The sequence below is a fragment of the Cnuella takakiae genome, from assembly GCF_001953305.1.
In the GTDB taxonomy this organism is placed as follows: domain Bacteria; phylum Bacteroidota; class Bacteroidia; order Chitinophagales; family Chitinophagaceae; genus Flavisolibacter; species Flavisolibacter takakiae.
On record NZ_MTFE01000010.1, the window covers coordinates 61,978 to 87,076 of the forward strand.

Here is a 25,099-nt window from a genome sequence, read left to right on the forward strand (position 1 = left end):
GGTAGTGCAAGCAGCCGGTGCAGACCAAATGCGACCCACAACCTGGCCTGGATAGCACCTACTTCATCTATGACATCAAATTAATACGGTAAAAGATCTTTACCGTAAACTGCCCACCTTCACAAAGATTTCCCAGGCAACTAATCCTGAGGTAACAAGAAACTGAACCTGGCCCCTTCCCCTATCCTCGACTGCGCCCAGATATAACCCTGATGGTTGTCTATTACCTTTCGCGCAATTGATAGGCCTATGCCCGTACCCTCGTATTCACTTCGGCCATGCAGGCGCTGAAACATCTTAAAAATGTGGTCCGCATACTCCTGCTCAAAACCAATTCCATTATCCTGAACCTCGATCAGATAGTAATGTTGCTCCCACATTGCCGCGGGAAGCTGTTCTGCCAAATCAGCTCCGGTGATAGAACGTGAACTTATAACTATTCGTGGAGGCGTATCCTGTTTGCTGTACTTCAGCGCATTGGAGATCAGGTTTTGGAAAAGCTGCTGTAATTGCCTGCGATAGCCATTTACAACAGGTAGTGAATGCACCTCGATCACCGCCTTTTTTTCCTCGATCTGCACATCTAGATCTGAGAGGACGATCTGTACCTTTTTGTTTAGGTTCACTTCTTCTTTTTGGAGCGGCGTTTCACTTACCTGTGAATAGGTTAGCAGGTCTTCTACCAATTGGTTCATACGGCTGGCAGCTGTGTGCATGCGCTGAAAAATCCCTGCTTCTCCCTCAGTCAGGCGATCTTTCAGACTGCTCTGGAGTCGATCGGAAAATGTTTGAATCTTCCGTATGGGTTCTTTTAGATCATGGGAAGCAGCATGGGCAAATTCTTCCAGGTAGGCATTGGAGCGCTTCAGCTCCTCAATGTTCTGCTCCAGCTGGAGTTGCAATGTTTTGAGCTGGGTAATGTCCGTAAAAGTACCCAGTACCTTATCACCAACTTTAGTGATCCTCATGTTTACCCAAGCATCCACGATTTTACCCGAATAATGAATGTCAAATTGCTGCTGTACCCCGGTAAGGTACACGTCCCGTAAACGCTCAAACAAACCATTGGTTTTGTAGGTTTCAAACTTCAGTGAAGCAGGTTGGTCAACCAGGTCCTCGGCCTGGTCACCCACAAAGGCTGCCATGACCTGGTTGACTAAAGTAAACCTGAAATCTGTAATCTCATTTCCTTCATAAACAGGCCTGATCATGAAAAAGCCAGCCTGTGTTGTATTGATAATGGTGGTAAGTTGCCGGGCTGAACTTTCCAAAGCCATTTGGGCTTCTTTGATAGGCGTAACGTCGGTAAAGATGTATATCTGGCGGTTATCGTCCATCTTTGAAACCGATACCTCCAGCCAAGCCCCCAACCCTTCTAAAAAGTACTGCGTGATAAAGGGCACTCCTGTTTCCATGCACTGCACACACATCTGAAAGTAAGCCGAACGGGTAAAAGATGGATCCAGCGCAGCACCAGTTTTCGTTAGATAGTCTTCTTTGGAAAAACCGGTAAACCGGACAGCGGCGTCGTTGGCAATCAGGGTTTTTATATCGATGATGTTCCCCTTTGCATCCCGGATCATTTCTCCCACGGTAATGCCATTGGAAGAATGGGTTAGGATGTTGTCAAGCAGCAAGGTTTTTTCCTGTTCTTTTCGCTCCGCTTCGCGTTGTGCCCGGCGATCCCGGGTTGTACTCAATATGCCACCTTCATAAACTACCCTTCTTGTTTCCAACTGTAGTCCTGCATGATGCGCATAAAAGGTGTACTCACTGGGTTCGCCAGTCTGATAGACCTGGAGAAAATGTTCAAAATTAGCTTGTGCGCTCTCCATAGAGGGTACGCCATCTTTCAGAACACAAAGTCCGGTTAAACTACCTTTAGGATGGTTGATGGCGGTATCTGCCGAACGGTTGGAATAACCTACCTGGAAATCTTCCACCATGCCGCTGCTTCCAGTAAGGGGGTATACCCATATAATCGCATCAGGCAAAAGGTCTAAAATAGGGGCAACAAAGGATGAATTCACTGTTTCGTACCTGCTCATGTATGAAAAGGGAAAGTTAAACGATTCTGCTTTGTCTTCCAATCCCACCCGCTATTTCAATCCATTCTTCCGTATCAGCCAGGTGAGGGCCTGGTAAAATTGGAAGGCAGCCAGCTCAATACCCTGCGCACGATGAGTACAAAGCTCAAAACGTCTAAGCTTTTCTGCTCCTTGGTTCCGCTATCATCCTGATCAGATAATTTTAAAACACGCTCTACTCTATTGCCCACATATTGTTGTCAAATACTTTTCTTTTTTGTCTAATCAACCAATTTCTTTTTGTAAGCTTCAGCTTTTTAGACAAGACCTTCAATGATACCATTACAGTTCTCATCGGAAATTTTTTTAAATGGATAATTGCTAACAAAAATCAATGCATGGAACTGATGCTATCGATTCTGTGATATTTTGAGACTTTGAATAAATCGATTAGTTGGTAACTCCGTAATGAAATTGGAGTATTGTTATTACATGAATGTTACCTTAAGAATTGGCAAACGCCCTCTTTACTTCCATCCACCACCTAAAGACCTATACAGTTCTACTTTGGCGCTTAATTGTTCCCGGGTTACTGAAGCCAATTCAAGTTCGCTTTGCAGGGTATTGCTTTGTGCCGTAATCACTTCCAGGTAGGTTGCCATGCCTGTTGTAAACAACATGTTGGCGTTGCCAATTGCCCTTTGTAAGGTTTGTACCCGGTTTAATACAATACTTTGTTCTGCTTTTGATTGCTCGATCCTTACCAGGGCATTCGACACCTCGCCTACCGCATGCAGCACAGATTGCCGAAACCGGATAACGGTTTTCTCCCGGTCTACTTTGGCAACCTCATAAGCAGTTGATAGTTGCTTTTTTTGAAATAACGGCTGCACAATGCCGCCTGCCACAAGTCCGAAGAGGGAAGCAGGGACGTTGAACCAGTTTGTTGCAAGGAATGCGTTCAAGCCACCACTTGCGGTAATGCTTAGAGTTGGGTACATATTGGCCCTTGTGATTCCTACCTGCGCATTTGCCCTGACCAGGTCCAGTTCAGCAACTTTTACATCAGGCCTCTTGCTCAATAACTCGGAGGGTATGCCGGCCGACAAACTGTCCACTTTACTCACCTGCTGTAATAATGTGTTTCGTTGTATCCTGCCCGGCAATTCACCGGTCAACACACGTAGTGCGTTTTCCTGGATGGTCATACTTTTCTCCAACTGTGGAACCAAGGCTACTGCCTGGAGCTGTTGTGCTTCTGCCTGCTGAATAGCCAGTGCAGTTACTTGCCCTGCTTCATATTGAAAGCGGATGATCCGAAGTGTGCTGTCATTCAAAGCAATATTTCTTCTTGCAATTGCCAGTTGGGCATCAAGCATTAAAAGGTTGTAATACCCTTCAGCAACGCTGGCTACAATATTGGTCTGCATCCATTTTTTCGCCTCTTCTGTCTGCAGGTAAACAGCCAGGGCATTTGCTTTTTGATGCTTGATTTTACCCCAGATATCAGCTTCCCATGACAGGGTCACATGTGCAGTATAATCCTCTATATGGGTAGTTCCTAAGAATGATTTAGCACTTAACCCATTCAAACTATTGCCGGAAGGCCGGTTTGAGTTGGCGCTTACCTGCAAACTTGCGCTGGGCAGGTTTGCCCACCTGACCTGGTTTAACAGGAGTTTTGCGCTGTTGATATTTTTAAGTGCTACCTGCATGTCATAGTTGTTCTTAAGCGCACTATCGATCAGTGTTTGCAAGGAAGCATCGGTAAAAAAATGCTTCCACTTTATATCTGCGATATTGGTTGTATCGGTAGTAGCCGAGTTCCTGTATTGCTGCGGCAACGGTGCTTCGGGGCTGGTAATGTCCTTTGATATTTTACAGCCAACAAGTGTTGACAACAAAGTCAGCAGGATCATTATATTTTTAGAGTTGATCATTGTAAAAAGTTTGATTCCTTGTCTAAGGTTTTCTGTTGCTGGTTACACCAGGTATTTGGCAGCATTGTATGATATGCACCATCACACCAACACCGGGTCGGAATGATGTGCCGGTTCGGGTGAATGCGCCTGGGCAATTGCCTCCGGCTTCCCGGTTATTCTTTCCTGCAGATGTTGAAAGATGATAAAGAGAACGGGAATGATAAACACACCGAGCATCACCCCGGTTAACATACCCCCTGCGGCACCAATGCTGATGGAGTGGTTGCCTTGTGCGGATGGCCCTGTTGCAAAACTCATCGGAAGTAAACCGAAGACAAACGCAAGGGAAGTCATGATGATGGGCCGCAACCGCAACCTGGCTGCTTCTATTGCGGAGGACACCAATCCCCGCCCGGCTTTGCGCCGCTGCACCGCAAATTCAACAATGAGGATGGCATTTTTAGCGAGCAGCCCGATGAGCATGATCAGCGCTACCTGCACGTAAATATTGTTTTCAATACCAGACAGTCGCAGTGCTACGAACACACCAAAAATACCGGTAGGAATGGAAAGGATTACCGACAAGGGCAGCAGGTAACTTTCGTATTGCGCTGCCAGCAGGAAGTAAACAAATACAAGGCAAAGCATAAACACAATACCTGCCTGCCCGCCTGACGATATCTCTTCACGGGTTTGCCCGGAAAACTCGTATGCATAACCACCAGGCAGTTCCTCTGCTGCTGTTTGCTGAATGGCTTTGATCGCATCCCCAGAGCTGAACCCCGGCTTCGGAATCGCATTTACCTGGATTGAATTGAACAGGTTATAACGCGATACTGTTTCAGATCCATACACCCGGTTTAGCTTAACCAATGTATTGATTGGCACCATGTCGCCGGTTTTGTTTTTTACAAACACCCGGTCGATGGATGCGGGGTCATTTCTATCCTGTATGTCGGCTTGCAACACTACCCTGTAGTATTTGCCAAAGCGGTTGAAATCGGATGCCTGCGCGCTACCGAAATAGGCCTGCATTGTCTGTAAAATGTCCTTTACGTTCACGCCGAGTTGGGCAGCCTTATTGTCGTCCACTTCCAGTTGCCATTGCGGGTAATCGGCCTTGAACGAAGTAAACGCATAGGCGATCTCCTTTTTCTGCATCAACTTGCCGATAAAGTTGTTGGCAATTCCACTGAACTTATCGAGCCGGCCGCCGGTTTTGTCCTGCAGTACCAGGTCGAGCGCTTCCACGTTGCTGAAACCCGGAACGGTAGGAAAGCTGAATACAAAGAACGATCCGCCACCTACTGCGGCAAGTTGCGCACGAATAGTATTCTGAATGGCATTGATGTCCTTTTCCTCACCCCGCTCCTTGTTTGGTTTCAACAACACAAACACGACGGCAGCCGATGGGCTGTTGGAGTTGGTCAGCAGGTTAAGCCCGGATACGGATGTAACAAACCTCGCTGCTGGTAACGCATTCAGTTTGGCCTCTACCTGGTTCAATATCTTTGTTGTTCCATCAAGCGATGTCCCTGACGGTGTAGAAACAGAGATGGCAATAAAGCCCTGGTCTTCTGTAGGAATAAAGCCCGACTTTGTTGTATTCACCAGGTAGACGGTTGCCAGCGCTATCAGTGCAAGTCCACCCATGCTGATCCACTTGTGGCGTATGAGGAACCTGATACCGCCCACATAGCGGTTGGTGAGCGTTTCAAAGCTGCTGTTAAAACCATCAAAGAATTTTTGTTTGTAACTTCTTTTAGAACTGGTAGCGCCGTTTGTACTCACGGCGTGGCTGTTCTTTAGGAACAGCGCTGCCAGTGCAGGGCTTAAGGTCAAAGCATTGACGGCGGAGATGAGGATGGCGATGGAAAGCGTAAACGCAAACTGGCGGTAAAATATGCCCGTAGAGCCGCTCATAAATCCTACCGGAAGGAATACCGCGGCCATCACCAGGGTAATGGAAATGATGGCGCCTGTGATCTCGTGCATGGCTTTTGCCGTTGCCGCTTTTGCACCCAGGTGTTTACCTTCCATTTTTGCGTGTACCGCTTCAACCACCACGATCGCGTCATCTACTACAATACCAATTGCCAGGATCAGGGCAAACATGGTAAGCAGGTTGATGGAAAATCCAAACAGGCTCATAAAGAAGAACGTACCCAGGAGCGACACCGGAACCGCAATGGCAGGGATAAGCGTTGACCTGAAATCCTGCAGGAAAAGGAACACAACGACGAATACCAATAGGAAGGCTTCAATCAGGGTATGGATCACCTGTGAAATGGATTCGTCAAGTGCCGTCTTGGTGCGGTAAAATTGATTGTACCGGATGCCGGCAGGAAATTCCTTTGCAGCTTTTTCCATCAGCTTGTCAATCGCAATCTGGATCTCGTTTGCATTGGAGCCCGCCAGCTGAATAACACCAATGGCTACCCCCTCTTTCCCGTTCATGTGGGTGACGCTGGTATACGAATAGGCCCCCAGTTCAACACGGGCTACATCCTTTAAGTGCAGCACCGATCCGTCTGCATTGGCACGGATGGCAATGTTTTCATATTCTTCAGGCTTCGACAGCTTGCCTTTGTATTTGATTACGTATTCGAATACTTCCTCGCTTCGTTCGCCCATTTTTCCGGGTGCCGCTTCCAGGTTTTTATCCTGTATGGCAGCCATTACTTCTGCCGGCGTAATCTTATAGATCGCCATCTGGCTGGTGTTCAGCCACACACGCATCGAATAATCTTTTACGCCCCCGAAAATGGTGGCAGAACCTACACCCGGTATCCGCTTGATTTCCGGGATGATGTTGATCTGTGCATAGTTGGCAACAAAGGTCTGGTCGTACTTTTTTGTATCCTCTGTGTATAAGCCTATTGCGCCGATAAAACTGTTTTGCTGTTTCACTGCGGTAATGCCTTGCTGTACCACTTCTGCCGGCAGCTGGCTGGTTGCCTGGGTAACACGGTTTTGCACGTTTACCGCTGCCTGGTCGGGGTCGGTTCCCTGCTTGAAGAATACGGTGATGGCCAGAGAGCCGTCGTTACTTGCAGTGGAGCTCATATAGCTCATGTTTTCCACCCCGTTGATACTCTCCTCAAGCGAAGGCGCAACAGAGCGCAAAACCGTTTCTGCGTTCGCCCCTGGGTAAACCGCTGTAACCAACACGGCAGGCGGTGCGATATCCGGAAACTGCTGCAAGGGTAAACGCAACAGTCCCAAGGTACCGAGTATGACCAGCAGGAATGATATAACCGTGGCGAGTACCGGTCTTTCAATGAATTTCTTAAACATGGTAATGGTGTTGAAAGTGTCTGAGTCGGAAATGAAGCTGCCTTTTGCAACAGTTGGGACATAGCACTGCCCCTAGTACGCCTTCTTATCGAAAAAAGGGTACTTATACAAGCAAGTGATCCAACATTGTCGATTGCTGTACTGCACTAACCGGCAAGGCAGAGGGCCGGCATATTTGGGGTTATTGAGTGGGGGCTGTGGCTAATGATAATTGCGCATTGGCTTTTATGGGCTCGGGCTTGATCACTGTGCCTTCTATCAGGCGGTCCAGCCCGCTGAACACGATCCTGTCGCCAGGCTTTACGCCGTCTTTCACAATATAGTTGGACCCGCTTTTACCGATAACCTGCACAGGCTGCTTCGCTACTTTATTACTGTCTACAACGGTATACACAAATATCTTGTCCTGTACATCAATGGTTGCCGTTTGGGGCACCAGGATGGCATCGGTATGCTGTTGTTGCAGCCTAACCTTACCGGTATTGCCCGAACGTAAGAGGCCTTGTGCATTCGGGAAAATAGCCCTCAGGGTAATGGCGCCGGTGTTCTTATCAAACTGCCCGTCTACCATATCGATTTTTCCTGTTTGCGGGTAAACCGTGTTGTCGGCCAAGACCAAAGAAACCGGGGGCAATTGTTGCAATTTGTCGTTGAGTGTACTTCCCGGGTACTGGGATTTGAAGTGTATAAAGTCGGTTTCGCTGAGCGAGAAATAAGCATACACCTGGTGCACATCCGAAATCTGTGTAAGCGGCTCCGGATCGGTAGGGGCAACCAGGCTGCCGCGTTTTTTGGGAAGCCTGCCGATGTACCCGCTTACCGGTGCCTTTACCAGGGTGTAGCCAAGCCTGATCCTTGCAGCGGACAGGTTGGCCTTTGCCTGCGATGCATTTGCAACGGCTATTTTGTAAGCGGCTTTTGCAGCTTTGAGCTGGTAGTCTGCCACCACTTTGTTTTCCACTAGAGGCGTGAGCTTGTCTATTTCAAGTTGCGCATTTGTAGTGGCAGCTTCTGCTGCCTGGAGGCTTGCAGCCGCACTATTCAACTGTTCCTGGAAAGGCTGGCTATTGATTCTGAACAGCACCTGGCCTGCATGAACAAAGGCCCCTTCATCCACGAGTACCGTTTCAAGAAAGCCATCCACCTGCGGCCTGATCTCGACGTCTGTTTTTCCTTGCAGGGATGCAGTGTATTCGTTACCCGTAGTTGCAAGGGCGCTGCCAATGGTAACTACCTCTACGGAAGGGGGCGGTGGCGTAGCAGGTGTTTGCGGTTCAGAACATCCAAATAAAAAGAGGATGAGTGTCAGGGAAGAAAGGAGCTTCATAACTTGATTAAATGGTTTAACGGCGTTAACCAGTTGGTTTAAAAAAAACGGTTTTTCAACCGGCAGGTAATCGTAGTCTTTTTTATAGGTTTTTAACGGGGATATATTTATTTAACAGCGTTAAGTAACTGGGTAAAAAAAAGGTCCTATCCTGTGATAGACCTGATGATCCCGCCAATGGCATCTTTTAGTACTAATTTGTTGATCTCATCGGAATCGCCCCTGTTTACAAGGTTGATCGAGATCAGCCCGTGAATGACCGACCAGAACGTAAAGTACTTTCTGCAGACCTCAGTTTCAGGAACATTTTTACCAGCCATCAATTGTTGAATGACTTCCCTTACCAGGTTGGCCGGGGCTTCCTGCTCGGGTGTTTTTTGTACGGTGCAGCAGTTCATGGCCACACCAAACATCACCTGGTATAGTTCCTTCTTTTTGAAAGCAAAATTCCAGTAGGCCATCCACATAGCTTCCAACTGGTCTGCCGGAAGTTGGTGTTTGTCGCGGGCTGTCTCCATTTCCTTCGCCAGGTAGAGAAATCCTTTTTTATTGAGCTCAGCCAGAATTGCTTCCTTGTTGGAAAAATACTCGTAGATAATTGGTGCGGTGTACTCAATTTCATCGGCTATTTTGCGCATGCTGAGCGCCTGCCATCCCTCCTCTTTAACGATCTTATAAGCAGCATCCAGGATTTTTGTCCTGGTCTCTTCTTTTAATCGTTGTATTCTTTCTTTACTGGCCATAATAACCTTTACAGCAATAAATCATTTAACACTGTTAAGCAAAGATAGAGTTCAATTTATATTCCAAGCAATTTTTTTTCTACTTGTTCAAAAATGCGGTCAGCTCGTTACCAGTAACCTTGCCGGTAATCTGTAAGCAATATAAACAAAGATGCCTGGACCCATCGCCTTAAGCGCTTCAGTACCGTATAAAAGCATGCCTGGCCATGTAAGTAGTTGTTTTTTATCTATACTCAGGTTCTGCAGCATTTCCTTCATCCAGTTTTACCCCTTGGAAACCTTTGAGCGATACATAGCTGCAATAAAAAGCAACAACAGAACTGACGCTGCCCTCCGGCAACAGTTTGTTGATGTACTGCCGCTGGAAATGTTCACCCCTTATATCTGTCCGACAAACTTATCTGTATCAACTTTCCCAGGTGACTTTAAAGTGCGCAGGAAGCTGAAGCCTTAGTTGCCCCTTTTACCGGATAATACAACATAAGAATTGATTCAGCACTATATTTACGCGCTTGCACCAACCCAAAGCCCTTAACCCTTAACCTGAAATGGATTTTAGCGCGTTTGAAGCCACGCCCGGCATTAATGTGATTGTGCGAACCGATGATCCAGTCTATACCCATATTGCCGTTAGCGATGACTTCCTGAAGGCCTCAGGACTAAGCAGGGAACTCGCCGTTGGCATTGGTCATTTTGAATTATTTCCGCAAAATCCGCACGATAAACAGTCCACGGGAGTTGCAGATTTGCGTGCTTCCTTCCGGCGTGTGACCAGGGAAAAGAAAAAAGATCAGATTCCGGTTCAACGATACGACCTGCAGGATGGAAAAGGTTCTTTTGAACAGAAATACTGGAAGATTACCAATGTTCCCCTCCTGGATGAAGCAGGTGATGTACAGTTCATCATCCATTCGGCCATTGATATCACCCAACAGGTACTGGCTGAAAAGAAGGTAGCAGCAATAAAGGACCAGGAAAGCAATTACAACCTGTTCATGACGGCACCAGTCATAATCGGCATACTGAAAGGCGCCAACTACACCATCGAACTGGCAAACAACAACCTCCTGGAAGTGTGGGGCAGAACAGCCGAAGTGGTCGGCAAGCCACTGATAAAAGCCATTCCGGAACTGGAAGCCCAGGGCTTTATTCCCCTGCTGGAGCAGGTGCGCAATACAGGGGAGCCTTATTATGCTTATGCGTTCCCCATCCAATTACACCGCCATGGAAAGGAAGAGGTACGGTACTTCGACTTCGTGTACCAACCATTTTACGAAGCAGGGGTATCCAAACCGGCAGCAGGCATCATCAGCATTGGTCACGATGTAACCGAACAGGTGAAGGCCCGGCAAAGAGTAAAGAATGTGGTAGAACAAGCAACCGACCCTGTACTGATCCTTATGGGTGAAGAACTGGTGTTGGAGGTAGCCAACCAACCCCTTTTTGAACTCTGGCAGGTAGGACCTGAATCCCTACATAAACCCTTCCTGGAAATACTTCCAGAAATGAAAGACCAGGTATTTGTAAACCTGCTTAAAAATGTACTGCATACCGGCCAGCCCTTTTATGGTTATGAGGAACCGGCTGTGTTTAAACGCAAAAACGGTACACTGGAAACCCGCTATATCAATTTCAGCTACCAGCCATATAGGGAAGCGGACCGCACCATTACGGGTGTACTGGTGATGGCTACCGATGTTACCGAGCAGGTGAAGGCAAAACAAAAAATTATAGAAAGTGAACGGAATTTGCGCAATACCATCCTGCAGGCACCTGTAGCTATGTGTATTTTCCGTGGTCCTTCTTTCATCGTGGAAGTGGCCAACGAAAGGATGTTTGCGTTTTGGGGTAGAAGTGCGGCGGAAGTATTGGGCAAATCCATCTTTGAAGGGTTGCCGGAGGCAAAAAACCAAGGCTTTGAAGCTTTACTGACAACCGTAATGAGGACAGGGCAGGCATTTACGGCAAACGAGCACCCGGTACAATTGCCCCGTGATGGAAGCATAGAAACCGTTTTTGTCAATTTTGTGTACGAGCCTTTCCGGGAAGGAGATGGCAGCATCAGCGGCATAATCGCTGTTGCCGTAGATGTAACCGAACAGGTGGTAGCACGGCGGATAACAGAGCAAAACGAGCAATATGTACGGGCACTGGTAGAGAGTGCCCCTTTCCCTATTGCAGCTTATGAAGGCCAGGAAATGCGGATTGTGCTGGCCAACAAATCCATACTCAATATATGGGGCAAGGGCCTCGAAGTACAGGGAAAACGCTATGCGGAGTTGTTGCCCGAATTGCGCAACCAGGCCATTTTCACCCAACTGGAAAACGTTTATCATTCAGGCGTGGCCTACCATGCACAAAACCAGCGGCTCGACCTCATTGTGGACGGCATCCCCAAAACCTATTACTTCAATTACAGCTTTACGCCCATACACGGGCCTGATGGCAAAGTGGTGGGTGTAATGAACACGGGCGCCGACGTTACGGACCTGAACCTGGCCAAACAACAGGTTGAACAAAGCGAGCAGAACTTCCGCAACATCATACTGCAGGCACCCGTGGCCATGTGTATTATGCTGGGGCCCGATTATGTTGTTGATATTGCCAACCAGGCCATGGTGGAACTTTGGGGCAGACCCAAAGAAGCAGTGCTGCACAAACCCCTATTTGAAGGCATGCCTGATGCAGGACAACAGGGACTTGAAGAACTGCTTGCTAACGTATACCAAACAGGCATCCCTTTTCAGGGCAATGAAATGCCGGTAAACCTGCAACGAAATGGACAGACAGAGGTAGTGTACCAAAACTTTGTTTATGAGCCGTATCGTGATGTAAACGGAAATATCCTTGGAGTGCTGGCCATTGCCATAGATGTAACCCAGCAGGTGCTGGCAAGGCAAAAGATTGAAGAAATTGTAGTCAGGCGCACCCAGGAACTAGCCCAAGCCAACGCTTCGCTGTTAAGGAGCAACGTGGAGTTAAAACGCTCTAATACCAGCCTTGAAGAATTTGCTCATGCCGCTTCGCACGACATGAAAGAGCCCATTCGCAAAGTGATCACATTTGCCAACCTGTTAAAAGAAATGCTGAACAGCCGGATGGACCAGCACGAACGCGATTATTTCGAACGCATGGAGCAGGCTGCCAAAAGGATGGGACAACTTGTGGACGACCTGTTGGAATACTCGCATGTAAGCGAACGTCCGCATGAAATGCAACTGGTAAACCTGAATGAGAAGATGCTCCGGGTACTCAACGATCTGGAACTACTGATAGAAGAACAAAAAGCTGTGGTGACAGTAGGACAGTTGCCTACTATCAAAGGATACCGTCGCCAGCTGCAGCAATTGTTCCAAAACCTGGTGAGCAATGCCATAAAATATTGCAAGCCAGGCATACAACCCAAAGTGTCCATTACCGCCCGCATTGTAAAAGCTGATAAAGTGCCTATAGCAGTGTTGCCCGAACAAAAAGAACAAGATTTTCACCTCATCGAGGTAAAGGATAACGGCATAGGTTTCGAGCAGCAATATGCCGAACGGATCTTTGCCATGTTTCAGCGGCTTCATGGTAAAAGCGAATATGCCGGCACAGGGGTAGGGCTTTCTATTGTACGCAAGGTAGTAGAGAACCACCAGGGCTATATAAGGGCCACAGCAGAACCGGGAGCAGGAGCAACCTTCCAGGTCTTCTTGCCACTTCAGGAGGAGTTTATAGCGACAACCCAGAAAAAAGGCACCAATTGCATACAGGAAGGCGGTAAGTAAACGCTTCAGGCTGCAACAACCTACTGAGCCCTTGCCTGAAGCAGTATTCATTGCCGACCACCATTAGGAGCATCTTATCCCGAAATACTGCCTGGAGCCAGGGGGCCGCCTATTGCATTCAGGATACCAACCTGAGGAATGCGCAACCTGATGCCTGCGTTGAAATTCCATTTGATTACAAGTTAGCGTTCAGGGCAACTAACCTGTAATTAACCCCTATAAACATGCAGTACTTTTACGCTATTATATTCACCCAGGTTGAATTATGTTTGCCTTGCTGAAAATTTTTCAGCAGTTAGTTTTGGTTGCGGCTCCGGTTTCTACTGGGGCCTATTTTTTGCCTTTCAACTTACAAAAGCCCATTTTTTTGACTAGACGAGGTCGGCCCAGGCAGGAAAACACTTATCCCTAGTAGTTTTTATTCGATATTTGCCATTCAATCTTTAGGGACGAATAACGTGAAAATGATGACTATCCTATGGGCCGAAGACAATATGGAACAATTGGAAACAATACGTTCCTGTGTGAAAGAACTTGCTCCTGAAGCAACCCTATATGTAACCAATAACGGATCAGAATTGATCAATACTCTATTGGACCTGGAATTTATGGGTGCCAGACCGGATATGATTATACTGGATCTGAACATGCCGGTTGTTGACGGTAGAAATACTTTGGCCACCGTCAAGGCTGATGAAAGATTCAAGCATATACCATCTGCCATCTTCACGTCCTCTACGGCACCCATGGACCGGATGTTTAGCCGTTTTTATAAAACACCCCTGTTTTTAAAAAGCAGCGAGAAAGAAAAGTGCCTTGATGGTGTCAAAAGGCTGCTGGAATGGTACTGGACACAAAAAGGTAAAAAGCAGATTTGTTAGTGCCAGTTAAAAAGCTTCATCTTCAATTTAGAACTTTGATTTCCTGCCATCTTACCCCTGCCTGTAGTAAGATGGGTTACAGCGCTAATAAAAAACAGGCAAACACCGCTTGAATCAAGGCGCTTGCCCACCTGCTGGATACCCAAAGCTACCTGCGCAAACCAGCGGAGTTGAACTGCTACCTAAAAGCAAAAATGTGCGAACTGCGCAACAGCCTGGCTAAACAAGCCAATTCGAAAAACCTTCATATAACCCTCAACTTTTCGCTGCAGGACCGGAAACCGGATAAGCTTATGCTAAGCAGCATTGCCAATACTTAAATACAGTTGATTGGTTTCTGCGGAAAGCCTTGCCTTGTGTATCAACACCAGTACGCCGGCCATATGCAGCCGGCTGTTCACAATACTGTTCTATTGTTTGTTTTGATCAAAACTTATTCATTGCAACGGGGGGTAACTGCGCTGCAACTGCACGGCATGTAACTACTGCCAATACATCATGGAAAGACTATCCTGCAAATCAGGGCCTACTGCCTTTACCGCCATGGCTAGTGGGTGGCGTACCTGGTGTGTGGCAGGTCTCCAACAACCATGCGCCCCGTCCATACTTTGAGGTTGGTGATACAGTCCCATTTAAACATTTGTGCTACTAAAATGATCATTATTAGGGGGCCCCAACCCGTTAACGAATGAATTTTGTTTGTATCCACCCATTTACACTGCTCCCGGCTTATTGCCGCAATACAAAGCAGGCCGGGGTGTACACAAACCATGACGATCATTTCACTTAAAACGTATTGCATACCAAGTTTATGAAGCATTTACTTTCTTACCTCGCATGTGCTTGCTTTGTTTTACTGACCACAAAACTTTACGCACAGGATGCAGTAGTGCTCAGTCCTGATAAACAATTAACGCTGCGGGTATCTGTTGCCGATGGAAAACCAGCCTACACAGTAACCTACCTAGGTAAAACAATGCTGGAAAATTCTCCTTTAGGGCTTCAGACAAATGAAGGCGACTTCAGCACCGGCATGAAGTATATCAGCAAGGCGGAGGATGTTGTAAACAAAAATTACAACGAGGAAAAGATAAAAAAGTCGCAGGTACGATATACCGCCAACAAGCTCACCTGCCTGTTCGAGAACGCGCAGCAAAAGAAGCTCAGTATCGTGTTCCAGGTAAGCAACAATGACATTGCTTTTCGTTACGAAATCCCCGCATGGGGTGAACGGATGTCCTGCGTGGTGGAGAAGGAAGCTACCGGCTACAGGTTTCCATCCCTTACCACTACCTTCCTTTCCGGGATGATGAGTCCTATGACCGGCTTTGCCAGAACGGCACCCAGCTACGAAAGTGGTTACCAGGCCGACGCACCCATGATCAGGACAAACCGCAGCAACGAAGGATTTGTATTTCCCGGTCTTTTTCGCGTTGGTAATGACGGTTGGGTGCTGTTGTCCGAAACCGGCGTAAGCAGCCTTTACTGCGCTTCCCATTTAAGCGAATACAAAGACGGGATTTATACGGTTGCATACCCCAACCCAAAAACAAACAACGGTTTTGGCAGTTCCGGGGCTGCGCTTGCCTTACCCGGCGTTACGCCCTGGAGAACGATTACGGTAGGCGCTACCCTGAAACCCATTGTCGAGACCACCATTCCGTTTGATGTAGTGGAACCGCTGTACGAGCCTTCCCGGAAATATAAATATGGAAAGTCTACCTGGAGCTGGATCCTATGGCAGGACAATAGCATGAACTATGATGACCAGGTAAAGTTTATTGACCTTGCTGCCACCCTGAAATATGAGTACATATTGATGGACGCACTTTGGGATAAAAACATTGGCAAGGACCGGATGAAAGCGCTGGTAAAGTATGCCAACTCCAAGAAAGTCGATGTTTTTCTGTGGTATAACTCCAACGGGCCCATTAACGATGCACCGCAAGGGCCACGCAACAAAATGTATACAGCCATCGAACGGAAAAAGGAAATGAAGTGGCTGCGCGAAGTGGGCGTAAAGGGTTTGAAGGTCGACTTTTTCGGGGGCGACAAGCAGGAGAACATGCGCCTGTATGAGGACATACTCTCCGACGCGAACGATTACGGTCTGATGATCATTTTTCATGGCACAACCCTGCCAAGAGGCTGGGAGCGTATGTACCCCAATTTCGCAGGTTCCGAAGCAGTGGTAGCATCTGAGATGTTGGTTTTTGTCCAGGGGGTTCGGGAAGCTGAAGCATTCAACGCTACACTGCATCCATTCATTCGCAATACGGTAGGCAGCATGGAGTTTGGGGGTGTGTTGCTCAATAAATTCCTGGTGAAAAGCAACGAGGGAAGAAACAAACGCCTTACCACCGATGCCTTCCAGCTGGCTACGTCCGTGCTGTTCCAGAACCCGGTACAGATGTTTGGACTTACGCCGAATAACCTGACTGATGTGCCCACCTTTGAGATCGATTTCATGAAGCAGGTGCCAACAACCTGGGATGAAACCCGGTACATAGACGGGTACCCCGGAAAATATGCCGCTATCGCAAGACGCAATAAAACGCAATGGTATGTGGCAGGTGTTAATGCGAACAAAGAGTCTGTTAAACTGAAACTGAACCTTCCGATGATTGCTGGTAAGCGGGTACGTTTATATAATGACGATACCAGCAAAGCTCCTTACACTAAAGAGATCGCTATTGACAAGAATGGCGAACTGGAAATAGAAGTACAGGCAGGCGGTGGCTTTGTGATCAAGTGATTCCAACAAAAGGTTGCCACAAAACCTAATCCTGTTGTTTGAGCATGGTTGAAACGATGCATCCGCTCACTATCCAATGATGAAAAATAAAAGAGCCGGTCTCAAAACGAATGAGACCGGCTCTTTTATTTTCCAACCACTTATTGGTATGGTCAATCCTCCTAAGCTCAGTACCCCCGGCCATTAAGATTGCCGGCCCGCCGCTTGGCATAGCATGGTGGAACTGGTGCTGCAATGTGTATGATCATGGCTGCAGCGGCTTATTTCGGGAAGATATTACTGAAGCAAAGGGCAGTGAAGGTACAAGCGGCTGTAGGAAGCATGTTTTAGGTACCGCTTGCGGCCCAGGATAGTGTATGGGGCTGAACACCGGTAAGAAGGCTTGAACCAGGCGAAAAGAAAAGGACCACTTTTGCAAGCAGTCCTTTTTATAATTCCCTGGGGGATCACCTCTTAAAAGTTCAATTGGTTTTAGACATTCTTGATTGCTTCAATTTCTAACGCGATTACATGCGTATATCGCATTGTTGTTTTCAGGTTATTATTCCCCAAGGGAGGTCTATCAATTTAGCGCATACCGCAACGTAACTCCGTATGTCCTGGGATCACCAAGCACACCTGCATAGTGGCCGGCGTTACCACCGGCAGGCAGTAACTGCTCATAGTAATCTTTGTCAAATAAATTACGTACCCACACAAAAGCAGAAAGCCCCTTGGTAGCTTTATAACCTACCCTTGCATTCAGGAGTGTGTAACCATCAATATTCAGGTAGGCTGAAGGGGACGGGCTTGAGGAAAAAGAAGAACGCGAAAAACCTTCCAGCGCAACAAAGAACCTTCTGATATCTCCAAAGAAGGGAGCTTGTGTGCTGAACTCCCCGCCAAACGATCCTGCCCATTTGGATATACCGGGAAGCACGCCACCCGAAATATCCTTAAACGCTTTCTGCACACCATTTTCGGTCAACCCCGTTTCTTCAAGGGGAAGTGGCGCATTGGTGAATTTCACATACTTAGCATCCGTGTAGGCTAGTGCACCATAAAAGGAGAAGTGACTACCTGCACGCAGATTTGCATCCACTTCCAGTCCGTTTACGTTTACCTCCTCGGCATTCGCAAGATAGCCGCGGTTAACACCCAGCTCCGGCGATTGCACATTAGCCTGGTAATTCTTGATGTCCGAATTGTGGTAGGTGATGTTGAACGTCAGGTTATCCGTCGGGTTTGTCTTAACGCCAATTTCATAATGCCGCACGTCTTCAGGCTCAATCACTGCCAGGTTGAGGGCCGGCTGGCCATTTACCGTAGGCAGGCCGGCAACATTCACCCCTATAGGTTTAAAGCTGGTGGCATAAGTGGCAAAGGCGTTGACATGCCTGCCTGGCCGGTAAGCAACCGTCAATTGGTAGGTAAAGTTCCGTTCATCAGCTTTGGCGGTATAAGCCTGGTTGCTGTAAACACTATTCTTAAATCCTTGCAGGGTTGCCTTGTCGGCAGCCGATCCGATATAAGTAGCCGTATCTAAACCACCATAGGTTTGCCGGTCATATACCACATCTTTTTCATCATAATTGAAACGGATGCCGGGTAGCACATGCAGTCCCTTGGCAATCTCCCAATCGAGGTTGGCAAAAGCAGCTGCACTTATGGATTTGATGGACTGCCGGGTGCGGATGCCAAACCCTTCAAAAAGCCCGGGCGTTTGCCACAGGGGGCTCGTTGAGCTTTGCTGGAAACGCCAGGTAGCCGTACCTGCCTCTTCAAGGGTAACCGGGTCGGATTGTACTTCCTGGCTGATGCCATACAGGCCTACCACTCCACTTAAGCGGTTGGAGAAATCACCGGCATAACGTACCTCCTGCGACCACTGGCTTTGCTTGGAATAGTTGTTGGATTTTGCCAGGGATTGCAAACCTGTAAAATCCCGGTCGTTGGAAGGATCCCATTTCCAATAGCGCCATGCAGTGGTGGCGGTAAGGGTTCCCGGCCCCACCTTGATATCGGCGTTAAGGGAAGCACCACCCAGGTCATTTCCCGAGTTCCAGGGCGAATCATGATCCACCTTCCGGTCAAAAGCATTGGTGCTGGGCAAACGGTAACCAAGATCAGCAATAATGGCATTGAACTGCCTGTAAGCAGGTCGTTGTGTGGGTACCACCCCGGCCACTACCTGGGCATAACCATCGGGTCTTTGCCTCGAATTATCCGCAGCCAGTATGATGGAGGTTTTTTCCGAAGGCGTATACAGTAGCTGTGCACGCAGTCCCAGGTTGTTGATGTCATTGATGTTTTTCAGGGTACGGATATTCTCGATTACCCCGTCGCGCTGGGTGCCGGAGAAAGACAGCCGGCCTGCCAGTTTTCGGCTCAGGGGGCCGGTCACAGACGCTTTGGCCTGTACAAACCCATAATTCCCGAAACTGGTTTCGAAAGTAGCGCCGGGTTTAAACGTCGGCTTCTTGGTGGTGATGTTGAATGCTCCCGAGGTAGTGTTCTTACCAAACAAGGTTCCCTGCGGTCCACGCAGCACTTCAATCCGCTCTATGTCTATAAAGTCAAGGGTAGTAGCTGCCGGGCGGGCAAAATAAACACCATCCACGTAAAAGCCCACACCCGGATCAAGACCATCGTTTGTCAGCCCGAATGGCGAACCAAGACCCCGGATGTTGAGACCCGTATTCCGGGGGTTAGACGAATAAAGCTGTACCGAAGGAACAAATTCTTTTACCCTGTTCACATTGAAAGAACCCGATTCATCTATCTGTGCGCCGCTGACCACCGATATGGGAATAGGTACATCCTGCAACAACTCGCGGCGCCGGCGGGAGGTGATCACTACCGTATCCCGCACAAACAAAGCTTCCAAAAGGATGGTCACATCATTGGTGTTGCTGTTTCTGACAACAAAATCCTGTTTCCGGAAACCAACAGATGTTACTTGCAGGGTTAAGGGAAATTGTTGGTTATGATTAATTGAAAAGGCCCCGGTAGAGTCGGTGCTCACACCACCCGAAGCATTTTTGATGGTTACACTCGCAAAGGGTATCCCTTCCCTTCTTTCATTGATAACCCGGCCGTTGATTTGCGCAAGGGCAAATAAGGGCAGGAAGAATACTGCCAAAAGGACTAACTGTCTCATAAAATTACTTGGTTTGAAGGGCGTGCGAAGCGTAGGAACCCGCATGTTGATACTATTACGAACTTCCTTTTCAAGCTGTCACCTTCTCATTGAAATGATTGATTTTGGTGTGACGAAATCAGGTTTTAACCAGTACCCTTTACCCATCCAAAGCCTGCGGAACCCAAGGCCGTATTCCAAACCTTAAACCCGGTATATACGCCGGGTTTACCTGCTTGGGGGTGAGGTAAACTAACTGGTCAAACGCTATTAGTCTACTAAATTTGTAGACAATATTAGGGGGAAATTTTATATCCCGCATTTTTCTATTAAAAAAAATGCGGGCGATTGGCAATTCCTGTAATGAATAAGCTGGTATTCAGCAGTTTAATTGCCAAAAATTTAGGGTTTCAAAAAGTTAGCATGAAACTTTGTCCTGCAGTTTGCGGTAGCGCCTCCTTCGTTGTTAACAAATTTTAGCGGATATTTTCCGGCCTGAGTAATACGCTGCCATCTCCTTTTATTTGCCAGGAAATGATTGAGTTGACATGATAGCCGCCCATATTAGCGCCCCTTGCCTCCTTCAGCTGCTCGAGTGTAGGCTGGGTATAACCCGTATCATCCACGGCGCGGCTCATGATCTCGGTGGCCTTGCCATCCCATTGCCACAGGTACCGGAATGCGGTATGGGCCTTATCGAGCACGGGCTCCTGCAGTTGTGCCGGCTGCCAGCTTTTGCCCGCATCTGTACTCACTTCCACGCGGGCGATCTTACCACGGCCGCTCCAGGCAATACCCCGGATCTCGATCCAGCCCTTGTGCACCACTGCCGGGAAGGTGGGAAAAGTGATCACGGAGCGGGCATCCATCACAAAGCTGAACTGCCGCACCTTGTCGCCCACTTGCTCGGTGTACTTCGATGTTTCCTCGCGGGTCATGAAAGGCTGGTCCGACACTTCGATGCGGCGGATCCATTTTACGTTGGTATTGCCCTCCCAGCCGGGCAGCACCAGCCTTGCCGGGTAACCCTGCGCAGGCCTGAGTGCTTCACCGTTTTGCGCAAAAGCGATCATGCCATCCTCCATGCCCTTGCTTACCGGTATGCTCCGCGTCATCACGGCGGCGTCCGAACCTTCGGCAAGAAACCAGCTGGCTTTGGGATGAATGCCCACCTCGCGGAACAGGGTGGCCAGCATCACGCCAGTCCACTCGCTCTGGCTGGTGAGCCCGCAAATATCCTGCGGTGTCAGTTGCTCCTTGCCGCTGCGGAAATTGCCCGAGCATTCCAGGAAAAAGATGCGCGAAAAGGAAGGGAACCGTTTCAGGTCGGCGAGCGTGAACACGGTGGGCCGTTCCACCATACCATGGATCAGCAGCTCGTATTTATGCGGGTCGATGGCTGGTATGCCACCGTGGTGGCGCTCGAAGTGCAGGTCGGAGGGTGTGATGGTGCCATACAGGTCCTGCAGCGGCGTACGCGATGAGGTATCGGAAGGCTTGCGTACCGGTTGTTCAAAAGGCGACCGGTCGCCCAGCTGACTGGGCAGGGGTCCCAACACCTTGGTTGGGTCCTGCAACAGCAGGCTGTCTTTGGCCAGTCCTGCCTGGATCACCTGGCCGGAGCTTTGTTTGAGCAAAACAGCGGCTGCCGTGGCAGCCATGCCGCCCAGCAAATGACGCCTGCTTAGCTTTCGGCCTTTGTTCGGCTGGTTTTTGGAAACATCGTTCATAAAATACCTTAACGGATTTGAGCACCACCGGTACGGTTGTCCGGAACAAATAGTTGCTGTGCAGGCATCACCACTTTTGGCAAGGTTTGCGCATCCATGACGCTGGTAGAATCGACCAGGCCATTGGCATGGAGCAGGTAAGCCGTGAGGTGGTACACTTCTGCATTCGTCAGCGAGCCGGGGGCATTGAAAGGCATCGCCCTTCTTACATAATCAAACAAAGTGGTGGCATAGGGCCAGTAGTTGCCAATGGTTTTTGCTTTTGAGGTATCACTGCTTACCAGGTGGTTGAAGGGCCCTTCCACGCCGGTATTGCCATGACAGGATGCGCATTTTGCCGCATAGATGGCACGGCCCTGCACTGCCGTACCGGCACCGGCCGGCAGGCCTTTGCCATCGGGCCGCACATCAATGTCCCATGCAGCAACCTGCTGCTCGGTGGCCGGTTTGCCTAAGCCAAATTGCTCCGGCCAGCCTTTTGTCTCCAAGGCATCGGCAGTTGTTTTTTCATTACAACCCCACAACAGTAAGGATAGCGTAAAGCATAGGAGTAACCTGCAGCCCCCGAAGGGCCGCAAGTAAGCATTGCGTAGTATGTTCATCGCTTAATTATCCAAACAGTACAAAAGCAATAGCGAGGGTAACCAGGATGTTGAAGACCTGTGCAATCAGGAAGGCATAGAGGGGCTTCTTGCTGTTCTGGCGGAACAGGTCGGCGAAGTTGGTCTCCAGCCCGATGCTGGTAAAAGCCAGTGCAAACCACAATCCCTGCAGGTTTTTCAAACTATCCTTTACAGTGGCCGTTGTTTCCGGCGACACGGCAAAAGAGAACAGCAGCGAGGCCGCCACAAAGCCTAGTACGAACTTGGGAAAACGATCCCAGATTACTTTCAACGTAGGCTTTTTATCGGCATCGTTGGCTCCGGCGTGCTTCGAATAGGTCCAGTATACCGAGATGGCAAAAGCCGCAAGGCCCAGCAGCACGTTCTGCGAAAACTTGACGATGGTACTGATCTTAAGTGCCGTTTCGCCCACCAGTGTACCCGATGCCACTACGGCGCCGGTTGTATCGATGCTGCCACCCAGCCAGGCACCCGTCACTTCCTGGGGGAAGTTGAAATAGCTGGCGATATAGGGCATGAAGATCATCATGGGGATGGCCGTGATCAGCACCATGGATATAACGTAAGACAGCTTCTTTGAGTCACCCTTGATGGCACCCGAAGTGGCAATGGCAGCCGACACCCCGCAGATGGAAACCGCGCTGGCGATCATCATCCGCAGCTCGTCATCTACCTTCAGCTTCTTGCACACCCAGAATGCAAAGTACCATACCGACAGTACTACCAACAGTGCCTGTATCAGGCCCAGCGAACCCGCCTTGAGGATATCGGAAAAGATGACACCGGTGCCCAGCAATACGAGCCCGATCTTAACAAACAGCTCCGTTGACAAGGCAGCGCGGAACCAGTCGGGCAGGCGAAACAGGTTACCGATCAACAAGCCGATGGTTAGGCTGAAAATAACAGCTTCCAGGTTGAAGCTTTTGATGGTGGCATTGCCCGCAATGATCAATGCTACGATGGTCAGCACATACACGGCAGGGAAAACAAGCGCCGATGATTTCACCGGTTTGCCACCCAGCCAACTGCCGATGATGGCTACGGCAAATACATACAGGAACTGCAGGCCGATGATGCCGAGGTTGGCTGGCGCCAGCACTTTTGAAAAAAGCTCGCCGCTGTTCTTCCAGCCAAAGGAAGGCACGGGCAGGATAAAACCGAATAAGGTGATGCCAATGATCAGGAACCCGAGTACCACTACCACCCAATCTTCATGGAGTGAAAATCTGCGGGGTGCGGGGTACGACACTGGTTCAACCGGCGTTGGCTGCACTAATGTTTCTGTGGTTTGCATGTAAGGGGGTTGGTTCTAATTTGAAAATGTCTTTTAAAGCCTGCTTTGCGGCATGGTAGCCGCACATGCCGTGCACACCGCCACCGGGCGGCGTGGACGACGAACAGATATAGATGCCTTTTGCAGCAGTACGGTAAGGCGAGTAACGCAAGGCAGGCCGGGTAAACAACTGGCCCACATCGAGAATGCCGCCATTGATATCACCGCCAATAAAGTTGGGGTTGTAGGCTTCCATCTGCGCCGTGTTCATGGTATGACGACCGATGATGCGTTCGCGGAAACCCGGCGCAAAACGTTCTACCTGGTTTTCGATGGCAGCAGTCATGTCCCTGGTCGACCCGTTGGGCACATGGCAATAGGCCCATGCTGTGTGTTTGCCTTTTGGCGCCCGCGACACATCAAATAGGCTTTGCTGTGCCAGCAGCACAAAGGGCTTTTCAGCATGGCCGCCCTTTGATGTAAGTTGCTCACCTAACGCAATCTCTTCAATGGTATTGCCCAGGTGCACCGTGCCTGCAGTGCGGCATCCTTCGGCGGCAAAGGGTATGGCATCATCCAGTGCCCAGTCGACCTTGAACACACCCATGCCATACCGGTAGCGGTTCAGCTGCCACTGGTACAGCGATGAAAAACGGTAGCCTGCAATCTGCAACAACTGGCGGGGCGTAACATCAAACAACACCGCGTGGGCATCGGGGAGCTGGCGCAGGCTGCTTACATAAAAGCCAGTCTGGATATGCCCGCCGAGGGATACAAAATAGCTGGCCAGTGCCCGGGCAACGGAGTGCGATCCGCCCAGGGGCACCGGCCACCCGCGCAGGTGTCCCACAGCCATCAGCACCAGCCCGATGGCGGATGTGGTGAGGTTGGAAAGCGGTTGTATGGAATGTGCCGCCATCCCGGCCCATAATCCCTTTGCTTCGCGGGTGGAAAAACGCTTCGACAGGTACAGTGCCGAGGTGACGGCTTTGAGCCCAAAGCGCGCCATAGCAAGCGGGTGTTTGGGCAAATGCAAGGGGCCCAACACATCGCGGTCAATCAGTTGCCAGTCCCCGGTTACTTCCTGCATCAGCCGGCGATACACATCGGCATCGGCACCCAGCAGCCGCGCTGTTTCTTCAATGCTGCCTTTGAGCACGGCTGCCGTGCCATCATCAAAGGGATGGGCAGCAGCTACCGGCGGGTACACAAACTGCAGTCCGTGTTCGGCAAGGGGCAGTGTTTGAAAAAAGGGGGAACCTGCCGCAAGCGGGTGTATCGCAGAGCAGGTATCGTGCAAAAATCCGGGCAGGGTAAGCTCCTGTGTGGACAGGCCACCGCCAATCTCGTTCCTGCCTTCAATCAACAGCACAGAGCAGCCTGCCTGCTGCATGGCTATTGCTGCAGCCAGCCCATTCGGCCCGGATCCAACCACTACGGCATCATAATCTTTCTTCGGTAAAGGCATCAGGAACTCCTTCCAACTAAGTTATCGGTTATTGACCAGAGGCTGTCTTAGAAATACAGTTTTACGGTAAGTCAAACTTGAAGAGCAATTGGTATAAATCCAGTTACCCTCAGCAGGTAATTTTGCCTTTTGACTTACATCTGCTTGCTTAGTTCATTACGTGATAAT

The 25,099-nt window shown here is 49.1% G+C and carries 13 protein-coding genes; 3 read left to right on the forward strand and 10 right to left on the reverse strand.

The window, feature by feature from the left end; genetic code table 11:
• Positions 1-140: 140 nt before the first annotated feature.
• The 5 genes from BUE76_RS00840 to BUE76_RS00860 all read right to left on the reverse strand — a co-directional run bounded on the left by BUE76_RS00840 (position 141) and on the right by BUE76_RS00860 (position 9,316).
• The gene (locus BUE76_RS00840) at positions 141-2,048 is read right to left on the reverse strand and encodes a PAS domain-containing sensor histidine kinase (RefSeq protein WP_073039230.1); all 1,908 of its coding nucleotides are present in this window, start codon (positions 2,046-2,048) and stop codon (positions 141-143) included.
• A gap of 506 nt (positions 2,049-2,554) precedes the next feature.
• Positions 2,555-3,967, reverse strand: coding sequence for an efflux transporter outer membrane subunit (locus BUE76_RS00845; protein ID WP_073039232.1), 1,413 nt, complete (start codon positions 3,965-3,967; stop codon positions 2,555-2,557).
• An 81-nt stretch (positions 3,968-4,048) separates the two neighbouring features.
• A complete protein-coding gene (locus tag BUE76_RS00850; protein ID WP_073039234.1) occupies positions 4,049-7,246 on the reverse strand; it encodes an efflux RND transporter permease subunit in 3,198 nt (1,065 codons plus the stop codon).
• Between the two features lie 181 nt (positions 7,247-7,427).
• Positions 7,428-8,573, reverse strand: a complete 1,146-nt coding sequence (locus tag BUE76_RS00855; RefSeq protein ID WP_073039236.1) for an efflux RND transporter periplasmic adaptor subunit — start codon at positions 8,571-8,573, stop codon at positions 7,428-7,430.
• 146 nt (positions 8,574-8,719) lie between these two features.
• Positions 8,720-9,316, reverse strand: coding sequence for a TetR/AcrR family transcriptional regulator (locus tag BUE76_RS00860; RefSeq protein WP_073039238.1), 597 nt, complete (start codon positions 9,314-9,316; stop codon positions 8,720-8,722).
• 548 nt (positions 9,317-9,864) lie between these two features.
• On the opposite strand from BUE76_RS00860, the gene BUE76_RS00865 reads away from it, so the two are divergent.
• The 3 genes from BUE76_RS00865 to BUE76_RS00880 all read left to right on the forward strand — a co-directional run bounded on the left by BUE76_RS00865 (position 9,865) and on the right by BUE76_RS00880 (position 16,719).
• Positions 9,865-13,083, forward strand: coding sequence for a PAS domain-containing sensor histidine kinase (locus BUE76_RS00865; RefSeq protein WP_073039240.1), 3,219 nt, complete (start codon positions 9,865-9,867; stop codon positions 13,081-13,083).
• 467 nt (positions 13,084-13,550) lie between these two features.
• Positions 13,551-13,964, forward strand: a complete 414-nt coding sequence (locus tag BUE76_RS00870) for a response regulator (RefSeq protein WP_262485763.1) — start codon at positions 13,551-13,553, stop codon at positions 13,962-13,964.
• 811 nt (positions 13,965-14,775) lie between these two features.
• Positions 14,776-16,719: a glycoside hydrolase family 97 protein gene (locus BUE76_RS00880; protein WP_073039246.1), complete on the forward strand. Its 1,944-nt coding sequence runs from the start codon at positions 14,776-14,778 to the stop codon at positions 16,717-16,719.
• A 562-nt stretch (positions 16,720-17,281) separates the two neighbouring features.
• Here BUE76_RS00880 and BUE76_RS00890 read toward each other — a convergent pair.
• The 5 genes from BUE76_RS00890 to BUE76_RS00910 form a co-directional block, all read right to left on the reverse strand.
• Positions 17,282-19,858: a TonB-dependent receptor gene (locus BUE76_RS00890; RefSeq protein ID WP_073039251.1), complete on the reverse strand. Its 2,577-nt coding sequence runs from the start codon at positions 19,856-19,858 to the stop codon at positions 17,282-17,284.
• Positions 19,859-20,313: 455 nt separating this feature from the next.
• Positions 20,314-21,567 carry a sulfite dehydrogenase gene (soxC, locus tag BUE76_RS00895; RefSeq protein WP_073039253.1) on the reverse strand — a complete coding sequence of 418 codons (1,254 nt, stop codon included), beginning with the start codon at positions 21,565-21,567 and terminating at the stop codon, positions 20,314-20,316.
• An 8-nt stretch (positions 21,568-21,575) separates the two neighbouring features.
• On the reverse strand, positions 21,576-22,055 hold the full coding sequence (locus tag BUE76_RS00900) for a c-type cytochrome (RefSeq protein ID WP_245798255.1): 480 nt from the start codon (positions 22,053-22,055) through the stop codon (positions 21,576-21,578).
• A gap of 121 nt (positions 22,056-22,176) precedes the next feature.
• Positions 22,177-23,484 (reverse strand): YeiH family protein, encoded by a 1,308-nt coding sequence (locus BUE76_RS00905; protein WP_083596295.1) that lies wholly within the window; start codon positions 23,482-23,484, stop codon positions 22,177-22,179.
• On the reverse strand, positions 23,444-24,931 hold the full coding sequence (locus BUE76_RS00910) for a phytoene desaturase family protein (protein WP_073039257.1): 1,488 nt from the start codon (positions 24,929-24,931) through the stop codon (positions 23,444-23,446). The genes BUE76_RS00905 and BUE76_RS00910 overlap by 41 nt, the downstream gene beginning before the upstream one ends.
• Positions 24,932-25,099: the final 168 nt, after the last annotated feature.